The sequence below is a fragment of the Deltaproteobacteria bacterium genome, assembly GCA_026388545.1.
Classification (GTDB): Bacteria; Desulfobacterota; Syntrophia; order Syntrophales; family UBA2185; genus JAPLJS01.
In genome coordinates, this window is the sequence record JAPLJS010000058.1 from 18,355 (window position 1) to 29,816 (window position 11,462).

The 11,462-nt window shown below is 45.1% G+C and carries 13 protein-coding genes; 12 read left to right on the forward strand and 1 reads right to left on the reverse strand.

Features of this window, described 5'->3' with window-relative positions:
* Window positions 1-3: 3 nt before the first annotated feature.
* The 12 genes from NTW12_06935 to NTW12_06990 all read left to right on the forward strand — a co-directional run bounded on the left by NTW12_06935 (window position 4) and on the right by NTW12_06990 (window position 11,314).
* Complete coding sequence (locus NTW12_06935) at window positions 4-393, forward strand: response regulator (GenBank protein MCX5846079.1); 390 nt, start codon at window positions 4-6, stop codon at window positions 391-393.
* Window positions 394-562: 169 nt separating this feature from the next.
* Window positions 563-2,569, forward strand: coding sequence for a cache domain-containing protein (locus tag NTW12_06940; protein ID MCX5846080.1), 2,007 nt, complete (start codon window positions 563-565; stop codon window positions 2,567-2,569).
* 29 nt (window positions 2,570-2,598) lie between these two features.
* Window positions 2,599-3,942: a sigma-54 dependent transcriptional regulator gene (locus NTW12_06945; GenBank protein ID MCX5846081.1), complete on the forward strand. Its 1,344-nt coding sequence runs from the start codon at window positions 2,599-2,601 to the stop codon at window positions 3,940-3,942.
* A gap of 178 nt (window positions 3,943-4,120) precedes the next feature.
* Window positions 4,121-4,513: a response regulator gene (locus NTW12_06950; GenBank protein MCX5846082.1), complete on the forward strand. Its 393-nt coding sequence runs from the start codon at window positions 4,121-4,123 to the stop codon at window positions 4,511-4,513.
* 2 nt (window positions 4,514-4,515) lie between these two features.
* Window positions 4,516-5,646, forward strand: a complete 1,131-nt coding sequence (locus NTW12_06955) for an ATP-binding protein (protein ID MCX5846083.1) — start codon at window positions 4,516-4,518, stop codon at window positions 5,644-5,646.
* Between the two features lie 125 nt (window positions 5,647-5,771).
* The gene (locus NTW12_06960) at window positions 5,772-5,987 is read left to right on the forward strand and encodes a hypothetical protein (GenBank protein ID MCX5846084.1); all 216 of its coding nucleotides are present in this window, start codon (window positions 5,772-5,774) and stop codon (window positions 5,985-5,987) included.
* A gap of 161 nt (window positions 5,988-6,148) precedes the next feature.
* Window positions 6,149-6,370: a hypothetical protein gene (locus NTW12_06965; GenBank protein ID MCX5846085.1), complete on the forward strand. Its 222-nt coding sequence runs from the start codon at window positions 6,149-6,151 to the stop codon at window positions 6,368-6,370.
* 333 nt (window positions 6,371-6,703) lie between these two features.
* Window positions 6,704-8,782: a PAS domain S-box protein gene (locus tag NTW12_06970; protein MCX5846086.1), complete on the forward strand. Its 2,079-nt coding sequence runs from the start codon at window positions 6,704-6,706 to the stop codon at window positions 8,780-8,782.
* 183 nt (window positions 8,783-8,965) lie between these two features.
* Complete coding sequence (locus tag NTW12_06975) at window positions 8,966-9,139, forward strand: hypothetical protein (protein ID MCX5846087.1); 174 nt, start codon at window positions 8,966-8,968, stop codon at window positions 9,137-9,139.
* 84 nt (window positions 9,140-9,223) lie between these two features.
* A complete protein-coding gene (locus NTW12_06980; protein ID MCX5846088.1) occupies window positions 9,224-9,493 on the forward strand; it encodes a hypothetical protein in 270 nt (89 codons plus the stop codon).
* 1 nt (window position 9,494) lies between these two features.
* A complete protein-coding gene (locus NTW12_06985; GenBank protein MCX5846089.1) occupies window positions 9,495-9,677 on the forward strand; it encodes a hypothetical protein in 183 nt (60 codons plus the stop codon).
* Window positions 9,674-11,314 (forward strand): glycogen/starch synthase, encoded by a 1,641-nt coding sequence (locus NTW12_06990; GenBank protein ID MCX5846090.1) that lies wholly within the window; start codon window positions 9,674-9,676, stop codon window positions 11,312-11,314. The genes NTW12_06985 and NTW12_06990 overlap by 4 nt, the downstream gene beginning before the upstream one ends.
* Here NTW12_06990 and NTW12_06995 read toward each other — a convergent pair.
* Window positions 11,289-11,453, reverse strand: coding sequence for a hypothetical protein (locus NTW12_06995; protein ID MCX5846091.1), 165 nt, complete (start codon window positions 11,451-11,453; stop codon window positions 11,289-11,291). The genes NTW12_06990 and NTW12_06995 overlap by 26 nt on opposite strands.
* Window positions 11,454-11,462: the final 9 nt, after the last annotated feature.

Genomic DNA, 11,462 nt, shown 5'->3' on the forward strand with positions numbered 1-11,462 from the left:
CCCATGTCTGAGAAAAAAAAGATATTCATCATTGACGATGATAAAGACTACGGCGAGGCGCTGAAGATCGTGCTGGAAAGTAACGGCTACGCGGTGGATCATTTACTCAACATCGATGACGGGCGTAAAGCTGTGGAAAAAAAGAGACCGAACCTCATCATCTTAGATGTGATGATGGATAAACATACAGATGGGTTCGACTTCTGCTACAATCTGAAGCACGATGAAGAGTGCAAAAAGATCCCCATAATGATGCTCACCGCAGTTACGGAAAAAACAGGATTCAAGTTTTCTCCGGAGACGGATGGAGAATATTTACAGGCCGATGATTACGTAGCAAAGCCAATCCCTGTTGCGGAACTCCTCGCCAGGGTTAACAAACTCATCGGCTGAACCCGACGGCCGGGAAACCCCGCCCTATGGGCGGGGTGCTCCAATAATATAGAGCTGTACCGCAGGCTTTATACCCTATCTTCAGTTTTACCAAAGACCGATTGATTAAAATATTCCCATCGTGATATAATCCAAGCAAATTTACTATTTTGCAGACATGAAATACACCATGAAAATTATCGACAGGTTCGTAGGTAAACTTTTTAAGCTGAATCTCCAAAGTCGCCTTGTCGTGGGGTTCTTGATAGCCACATTTCTTACAGGATTCGTGGCAACCCTTATTAGTATATGGACGATCAATAAAAGTACCATAGACGAGGTGCAAAACAGAGTTCGGCAGGACATCAATACCGCAAAATTGATCTATAATCAGACCCTGGAGAAGATAGCTTCCCATATTCTCTTTACTGCAGAGAGATCGGATCTGCAGGTGATAATGGCCGGCCGCGACTACTCCAAAATGGAAAATTTGCGGGGCTTAATCCGGCATGAACATAAAAGAGAGACACAGGATGATGATATATACCTTGATATGATCACGGTGGTGGATGCCCGCGGGAATGTCCTGTACAGGGCGGCGAACCCGGATATCAGGGGAGACAGTATGCTCTGGTCCCCGGTCATAAAAAACTGTCTTGAAAAAAAATCGCCGCAATTTTCTACCGAACTCATGTCCACAAAAAAAATTCTCAGGGAGAATCCGGGCATTGCCGAGCGGGTCACAATGGAAATCACAAAAATACCGCTCTCTTATGAACCCGGGGAAAAACAACTTTCCGACGGTATGGTCATGATGGCGGCGTATCCCCTCTTTGATAATAAAAAGAATTTGCTGGGGGCTATCGTCGGAGGTGTTCTCCTGAATAAAGACTATACCATCGTGGACAAAGTAAAAGAAACCGTATACCAGGGGGAAAAGTACAAAGGCCGTGAAATGGGTGTGGCAACCATATTTCAGGGTGGTGTAAGAATATCTACCAACGTCATGACAAAGGAAAACAAGAGGGCTATCGGCACTACATTGTCAAAGGAGGTTTATGACAGGGTCATAGTGGAAGGTAAAGACTGGGTTGGCAGGGCCTTTGTGGTGGATGACTGGTATATAACTACCTACACCCCGATCTACGATATGAATAAAAATCTCATAGGCATCCTCTATGTAGGGCTGCTGGAGGCAAAATACAGGGACATAAAATGGAATACTATCTGGATAAACCTGGGAATAACGTCTCTTGGCATGGCCATAGCCTTTGTCATTTCCTTTTACCTGGGCAATACCATCATAAAACGGATACGCATGCTGAAGGAAGCCGCGGAGTCTATCGCTGCCGGCAATTTAGACTACAAACTGTCCCCGGATAAAATCTCAGGATTTGACATGCTGGATGAAGCATTCAATTATATGTCCAAATCCCTGAAGGACCACGATGAAAAGTTACATAAGGCACACCAGCAACTGGCAAAGACAGAAAAATTGACCGCTCTCGGTGGAATGGCAGCGGGTGTGGCCCATGAGATAAACAACCCGTTGGGGGGGATACTTCTTTACAGCAACCTTGTCCTCGAGGATATAGCTGAAGATTCTCCGGCACGGGAAAACATGGAGAAGATCATCTACCAGACGAACAGGTGCAAAGAAATTGTCCAAAACCTGCTTGACTTTGCCAGAACACCGACGGGCGAGATGCTCCCTCTCAATATAAACAATGTGATCAAGACATCCCTTAATCTGGTAAAGGACCAGTCCATGTTCCACGGCATAGAAATAGACACCCGGCTTGCAGAGAATCTCCCTGAAGTAATTGGCGACAAGTCAAGGCTGGAAGAAGTTTTTGTGAACCTGTTTGTCAATGCCGCCGATGCCATGAAGGGCAAAGGAAAGCTCACGATAACCACCATGCCGGGTACTAATAATTCTGTGAAGATTTTGGTATCAGATACAGGCACAGGGATAGACGAGGAACACCTCCCTCATATATTCGAACCTTTCTTTACGACAAAAGAGCCCGGCCGGGGTACAGGTCTGGGACTTTCCATCGCTTACGGTATAATAAGAAAACACAATGGCGCCATCGATGCGGAAAGTGGGCCCGGGAAGGGAACAACGTTCATTATTTTCCTGCCTGTGTATATGGGTAAATACAGCGGTATGGACGAGGATGTTTTTTATAGTTGATTTTTAATTGAAGAAGGGAATGAGAAGCAGTGACTACGAAAAATAAAAAAGTCCTCATTATCGATGATGAAGAATCCATACGGGACGGATGCATGCAGGTCCTGTCGCGTAAAGGTTACCAGGTCGAAAGTACCGGAGATGCACTCCAGGGACTTGAGATGGCTCTCAGGAATATCTATGACATCATTCTGTTAGATGTCCGGATGCCCAAAATGGATGGTTTGGAGATCCTTAAAAAGCTTAAAGTGGAGAAAAACATCTCCGCAAAAGTCATTATTATCACCGGTTACGGCAGCATACCCCTGGCCGTCGAGGCCATGAGGCACGGCGCCTTTAATTTTCTCGCGAAGCCCTACTCAGCACCTGATCTCAGAGAAGCGGTTGAGAAAGCCCTTAAGCAGGATGATACGCATAATGCAGAAAAGGATCTTTCTGTACTGATCGGAACCAGCGACTACATGAAAGAACTTAAGGATTCCATTAACCGGATAGCACAGACAGACAGCACAGTCCTCATTACAGGAGAGAGCGGCACAGGGAAGGAACTCGTAGCGCGCACGGTCCACAACCTCAGTAAAAGGGATGATCAAGCTTTTATTCCCGTTGACTGTTCCTCACTGGTAGAAACCCTGATGGAAAGCGAACTGTTCGGACATGTCAAAGGGGCATTCAGCGGGGCTACCGAATCACGCGAGGGTCGTTTCCAGATGGCCGATAAGGGATCATTGTTTCTTGACGAGATTTCCAACATCAACCTCAACATTCAGGCTAAGTTATTGCGGGTAATCCAGGAACAGGAGGTGCCCAAGGTTGGAAGATCATCACCTGAGAAGATCGATGTCAGGCTCATCACAGCGACGAATAAAGATATCCGATTAGAAATTGAAGCGGGGAGGTTCAGGGAGGATTTGTTCTACAGGATTTCAGTCATACCCCTTAATATAAAACCGTTGAGAGAACATAAATCCGACATTCTGGCTATTGCCCAGCATTACCTGGATATGTTCACAACAAAATACGAAAGCAAGGTACGGCGCTTCTCGGAAGAGGCAAAGAAATCTCTCATATCTTACAAATGGCCTGGTAATGTCAGGGAACTGAAGAATACCATAGAGCGTCTCTGTGTATTGTGCGACCACGAGGTCGTCGACCTATCCGATATATTTTACTATGGGCAAAACGATAATACAAAGACCCCTGTCGTTGATTCTTCTACAGGCAGGATGACCCTGATTGATGTGGAAAAAGAACATATCTTAAAAGCCCTGGATCACTTTCACTTCCAGATCAACAAGACGGCAAAATTCCTTGGTATCGACAGAAAGACCCTGCGGATAAAGATGCGTAATTACGGTATAAAAATAGAGCATTAGTAAAAAACATCGGCGCCCTCAGGGGGTTATCTGCCTCATGGAAGGGGAGTTTTACCCCTCAAAATCCTTTTTCCCCTTCGACCATCTATATTTTCCTTAAATAAATCAACAGATTACAACTTGGCATCATCCTTGCTCATACAATTATACAAAGACTAAAAAATGGAGGTGAAAGGCCATGACAGCAAAGAAAAAAATTCTCTTAATCGACGATGACAAAGATTTCCTGTTTGCGACTAAACTGATCTTGGAGAAGGGCGGGTACGAGGTATTTCTCGCTGAAGATGGGAAGAGCGGTGTGGAGATGTGGAAGTCGGTAGCTCCTGACCTTGCCATTATCGATATGATGATGGAAACGTGGGGTGAAGGATTCGAAGTATTGAAAAAGATCCGGGCCACGGATACGGGTAAGGATACGCCGCTTTTTATGTTGAGCGCGGTTGACCTGCAGGGTCCATACCAATCATTTGAACCGCCTCCGGAGTTTCCGAAGGTAAACATGGTTTTGCAAAAACCGGTGAAGGCTGATGATCTTCTCGGATATATCGCCCGGGAACTAGGTAACAAATAGAGATGAAGGCTCAAAAACCGCTTATTTTAATAATCGATGATGAGGAATCCTTACGGGACGGGTGCAGGCAGACGCTGGAGAAATCCGGGTACACCGTTTTAACTGCAGGGGAGGGAGTCGAAGGCATCAAGATCGCGCGGGAGAATAAACCGGAAATAGCTTTTATTGATCTTAAAATGCCGGGTATGTCGGGTATGGAAATCATTGAGATCCTTTCCAGGGAAATACCCGACGTTGTCCTGATAATGATCACCGGCTATGCAACAATTGTCTCCGCAGTTGAAGCCATACAGAAAGGAGCCTACGATTACCTTCCCAAGCCCTTCAGCCCTGACCAGTTGAGGGCTGAAGCCAGACGGGGTCTCGATCATCGTAACCTCAAAATTGAAACAAGAAGATTGAGGGAAGAAAAGGAGCGGATGGAGAAGAGTTTCATCACCTTCGTCAGCCACGAAATGCGGTCCCCACTCGTTGTCATTCGGCAATACATTGAATCTCTTAAAGCAATCGCAGGTGATCGCTTTGATAAAGATGTTACGGACATTATCGAAAGGTGCAGGATACGCATTCAAGGCCTTGAGGAAATGATTGAACACTGGCTGGATTTAAGTCGAATAGAAGACGGAACTTTCGCACAAAAGAAAGATATTTTGAGTCTATCCCGCATTATTGCACGAAGCGCGGAAGATATGGCTCCTGTTTGCCAGGGGAAAGAAATTTTACTGGAAACACATGTCCCCGATAACTTACCAAATATAATCGGAGATGAGGAAGGCTTGTTACGGGTATTTACCAATATCATCGGCAATGCGACAAAATACACTCCGGAGGGCGGGAAAATAACAATATCGGCCCAGAGCGAAGAGTACTACATCACTGTCAGTATATCGGACACAGGGAGCGGCATTCCCCACGACAAAATTCCCTTTATTTTCGAGCCGTTTTTCAGAGTAAAGGGAAAGGATGAACGTCATAGAGGCTCCGGACTCGGTCTTACCTTCTGTAAGAAAATCATGGAATCTCATGGAGGGGAGATCTGGGCCACTTCAAAAGAAGGAGAAGGCACAACCTTTGTGCTAAAATTCCCCATACAGTTGTCCACACCACAAACGGCTTCTCAGACTCCTTCTTAAGTTAAGAGATGTGCAAAGCGCAAACACACAACTCTTTCTTTTGTAAAAGGGGTTAGGGGATTTTTTAAAGGGAATCAGCAGGAAATAAAATCTATTTTAGCTACAAAAGTTACAAGAGACGATACATGAAGTACGATGACGATAAATTTTACGAATTTCAAGAGAAAGACGCCCCTGACAAGTGTTTCATTTGCAGCAAAGACACAGCGGAACTGCTGATCTTTCGACAAATCGAGAGCATGTTGCTTGTTCACCTGTGCCGGGACTGTGTATATGAAAATATCGCGGACTATCTTTTGGACAACACGAGGCCCTGGCTCAGCGAAAAGGACAAAATCTAATTTTTTTGTAGTAAAAACCCCTTAAAAAGGGACCATGAAAATTTCCCGTATAACTTCCTTCAGTGCGAAAAGTTTCTCAGGCGTTTCGATAAATCTACTTGATAAGCTCTCTCATTTTGGATAGGCTTGATCCTGCTAAATTATTACCGAAGAGACGACCTATGCCCATAATATACGATGACGCAAGAAGTTACCAGTTTCACGAGAAAGACGCCCCTGACAGGTGTTTCACGTGTAGTAACAACACAGAGACTCTGCTGGTCTTGCGGCACATCGCAAGCATGAAGCTCGTTCATCTGTGCCGGGACTGCATTTGTGAAAATATGGCAGACTATCTTCTGGATAACACAAGGCCCTGGCTCGGCGAGAAAGGCAAATTTTAATCATTCCTTATAACCCCGATTCACTGAAATTCCCGCCTTCTTTTCGTATTCCATTATTTTCTTCCATAAACGTAATTCTATGGATTCTTTTGTCCCTATTTTTGCGAAGATTCCTCGAATGGCGTTTGCGGTTAAGAAAAGAGACGATCTTGACAATTCAGAGACAATGCGGTTAAATGCTTTAAATATGAAGATATTGTTAGGATATCATTATTGAATAGTCAATGACATTGATTGAATAGTATCATAAATAAAACAGTTGGAGATATTTTATGACTGTGAAACCTACAGAGGGGCCTTTGAACAAAATGTCAAGATACAGGAGCAGGGGATATGACGGATCAAGAACGCGCTGAAGAGGCCTTGCAGGAGATTGAAGAGCGGAAGAAGACGGAAGAGGCGCTCCGCGCGTCCGAAGAAAGGTATAGAAGTGTCGTGGATCATATCGGCATCGGCATATCCCTGATCAGTCCGGACATGGAAATAATTACCCTTAACGACCAGATGAAGAAATGGTTTCCCGATATCGATGTTTCAAAAAAACCCCTCTGCTATGAAGCTTTCAATAACCCGCCAAGAGAAACGATATGTTCCTATTGTCCAACAGTAAAGACATTGCAGGATGGTCAGGTACACGAATCTATCACAGAAACACCGGCAGGCAACGAAATAAGACATTACAGGATTATTGCGTCTCCTATAAAAGACAGAAATGGCAACGTCCTGTCTGCCATCGAGATGGTGGACGATTTTACCGAAATATTGAAGGTTCAGGAAAGATTACAGGAATCAGAAGCCAAATACCGCAATTTGATAGAGAACATCAACGATGTCATCTTTTCCGTGGATACCCGGAGATGTATCACCTACATCAGCCCCGCCGTAGAGCGGTTTCTCCAATACACGGTGAACGAAATCATCGGAGTTCCTTTCACCCGATTTGTGCATCCCGATGATCTGCCCGCGTTGCTGTCCAGGTTCGAGAAAACCCTGGACGGAAATTTACAGCCGTATGAATTCCGGGTGTTTGCAAAAGACGGAGCGATATTTCATGTACGCACGTCCAGCCGCCCGCTCTGGGACGATGGCCGCCTGGTCGGTCTTACCGGCGTTATGACCGATATCAGTGAATTCAAGCGGGCTGAGGAGGCACTGCGGGAGTCGGAACGGCGATTATCCGATATTATTGATTTTTTACCCGATGCAACATTTGCTATCGATCTTAATGGTAAGGTTATCGCATGGAACCGTGCCATTGAAGAGATGACCGGCGTCAAGGCTCCCGACATGCTGGGAAAAGGGAATTATGAATATGCCCTGCCGTTTTACGGGAAACGGAGGCAGATATTGATTGATCTGGTATTCAGTTCCGATGAAGAGATCGAAAAAAAATATTCTTTTATCAAAAAAGAAAAAGACATCATTTTAGCCGAGACCGATGTGATCATGAACGGGGAAAATCGAGTCCTCTGGGGGAAAGCCAGATGTTTATATGACAGTAAGGGGAATATCGTAGGGGCCATTCAGTCTATACGGGATATCACCGACCGCAAGCAGGCGGAGGAGGCGCTGCGATTCAGCAACCTTATCCTTTCGACTCAACAGGAAACGACGCATGATGGAATACTCGTAGTAGATCCGGAAGGCAAGATGATCTCATGGAATCAACGCTTTATTGATATGTGGGACATTCCCTCACATGTCTTGGAAGCACAATCTGACGAACTCGCCATAGAATCTGTGTTGGGCAAACTGGTTAACCCGAAGCAATTCCTGGCCGGAGTGCGGCGCCTTTACGACGATATCAACGCGACATCTGATGATGAACTGGCGCTCGCCGATGGCAGGCTATTCGATCGCCACTCAGCCCCAATGATCGGAGGGGATGGCAGACACTATGGTCGAGTCTGGTATTTCCGTGATATCACCGACCGCAAGCGGGCAGAAGAAATATTGAAAAAAAGAGAAAGGGAATTGGAAATCAAGTCCCGTAACCTTGAGGAACTCAATGCTGCCCTGAAAGTCCTGTTGAGGCAGAGGGAAAAAGACAAGGACGAAATTGAAGAGCAGGTACTGGCTAACGTCAAGCAACTCGCTATGCCCTATATTGAACGATTGAAAAAGAGCCGCTTAAAGGACAAAGAAGCAGACTATGTAAACATCCTCGAATCAAATCTGATAAACATTATTTCTCCATTTTCAAACAAACTGTCCTCGAAATACCTAAAACTCACTCCCAAAGAAATTCAAATAGCTAATCTTATTAAAGAAGGTAAGACGAGTAAGGACACTGCCGAATTATTGAATATATCGCCAGGGACAGTTGAATTTCACAGGGAAAATATCAGAAGAAAACTTAATCTTAAAAATAAAAAAGACAACCTTCGATCCTATCTTTTGACATTGTCATAATGCAGGGTATTCCCCTTGATTATCCATGCAATATATCCCCATTGCATATCCCATCAAGATTTTCTATTAGTTAAGCAGCAGTATACACTCTGACCTGACATCAAACAAAACTGTAAGAATTTCCACCATCAGATGAAGGGTGATGAAACACTCTAAGAAGAAACTATCGCAGTGGGGAATAACATGGAGAAAACAGAACTTAAAAAAAAGATGGAGACATTGGGAGTTTTAGAGACAGCGATTCTTTCTGCCCATATGAAATTTTTCAAGGGAAGCCCAGAGGCTCATTGTCACCTTGAGGGTGAAGAGTCTGTTCTTTACGATACCGTCATCAGGTATCTTACAGGCAACTCTTGAAAGTCACTACAATTGTGGAATCCACCAATTATGGAAATGGCTTACACGGCGATCTATTTTAGAAGGTTTTGAAGGTTTACGGGAATGGCAGATAAGGTGTTTACAAAACATAAAAATGTAAGAGAACTCGCTGAGTTGCGATGGCAAATTAACAAACTGGAAGAGATGAAAAAAGGTAGAGGCTGGAAGGAGCAAGTGCCTGGAATGGAAGAGGAATTACCTAATCAGAGTCAAAGTACTCAATTCTTTCTCGGGTTGGGATTATCTCAGGTGGTCAAAACCGAAGATGAGTCCGCCATTGAAAAAAATATCTATAGAGGATGGGGCTATAAGCAAATTAAGGGAGGATTATGAAATGACAATTCAGGAGATACGTGAGATCGCAAAGTCATGGGGTGTTGATACAAAGGTCGGCCGCTCCAAGCAGGATATCATTCGTGATATTCAGATGAGTGAGGGGAATTCACCATGTTTTCGTACAATAGAAACATGCGAGAGTGATTGTCTTTGGAAGAAGGACTGTACAAACAGCAAATGAATTTACGCGTAAATTACAAAATTGATAAATTGCCGGGAATTTATATAAAAGACCGGAGCAGTCGACGGCGTATAATCGATCCGCTGAAAGGGATGAGGACCGTAAAGCGGTTTGAAATCCTGAAGAAGGCGGAAAAGACGGCCGTGCTGCTCGTGTCACCGGAGACCGGCAGGCTGCCGGACGGTATGGGGAGTCTTGCCCGATACATTTCCGGCAAGGCAGGCGGCCTCGGGGAAGTTGTTTCCACATTATGCGAAGGCCTCCGGGAAAGGGGGATTGATTGCCACCTGGCAACGCTGAATCTCAAGAAGCGTTTTCAGCGAGAGAGCAACATGGATGAACATGATTGGCGGGAAATCAGATATAAGGTCGATCCCGACAAGGTCCACTTAGTAAGTTCATCCATTTTTGCAAACCTCTCCTGCGCCTATTCGGGGAACCCGATACTCAATGCTGCCGAGTTTCAAAAAGAAGTGGTCAACAACATCATCAAGACTGTCCGGGCCAAAAATGGAGGAAGGCTGATTCTGCATACCCATGACTGGATGGCGGGCGGTGCGGTTACGGCATATGCGAAATCGAGGGGGTGTCCGGTATTGCATACCGTTCACAATGTTCATACGGGCCATATTCCTGTAGATATGCTTTTTGGCATTGATGTTGACAGCCTCACGTGGAATATCTACTTCTCGGACGAACAGGGAAGAAGATGCATAGATAGTCAGGCAACAGCGATTAAGAGCGCCACTCTGGTCAACTTTGTCGGGGAAAAGTTTTTAAAAGAGATCATTGAGGATTATTTTATGGACAGATCGTTCATTCCAGCGAGTGTGCGGCAGGAAGTCAAGGCGAAGTATTATAGCGGTTCGGCGTTCTCCATCATGAATGCGCCATCCCCTGGTATTTATCCTGAGCACTGTGAACACCTTGCAAGAATGTACGGTCCTGATGATGACGTCATCACTGCAAAGAGAGAAAACCTCGTGGAATTTCAAAAGAGGACAGGGCTCATCGTCAATCCCGATGCGATTCTTCTCTACTGGCCGTCGAGATTAGACCCATCGCAAAAAGGTATTGAACTTATCGAAGAGATCGCCCTTAAATTTGTCATTGAACACGGCGATGTACAGATTGCTGTCGTGGGAAACGGTGTCGGGCGAGATCAGACCCATGAGGAAATTATGGGGAGGATCGCATATGCATCAGGCGGTAAGATAACGTACCAGCGCTTCAGTGAAGCGCTTTCCATGCTCGGTTACGCTGCTGCCGGTGATGTCTTTGGAGCTTCACTGTATGAGCCATGCGGCCAGATAGATCAGATCGGGAATCTTTTCGGAGCTACAGCAACGAATCGAGATACCGGAGGATATCATGACAAAATAGAAGAATTGAGATTGAAGATTGATGGCGCTTCGAGGGATGAGGGAAACGGATTTCTCTTCAACAATTATGATCCCGGCGGCCTGTGGCACGGGCTGGCTAAAAGCGTCAATTTTCACCGGAAACCTATGGAGATAAGAGAGCACCAGATCAAAAGAATCATGAGGGAATCACGGAAGAAATATGATTTAGACATTATGGTTGATGAATATATACGATTGTACGAAAGGCTTAACAGTGGGAATCCCCTTGTTTAAAAAGCATGATTTGATAAAAACTCGCTATCTGCTTCAGCTCTAACTGACTTATACTCTTTGCCTGATACGCCAAGGCGAGAAATCCCTCACCACACCCATCATGATTGAATAACCTGATTTCTTCTGACGTGGTTTTCATAAAGCACCT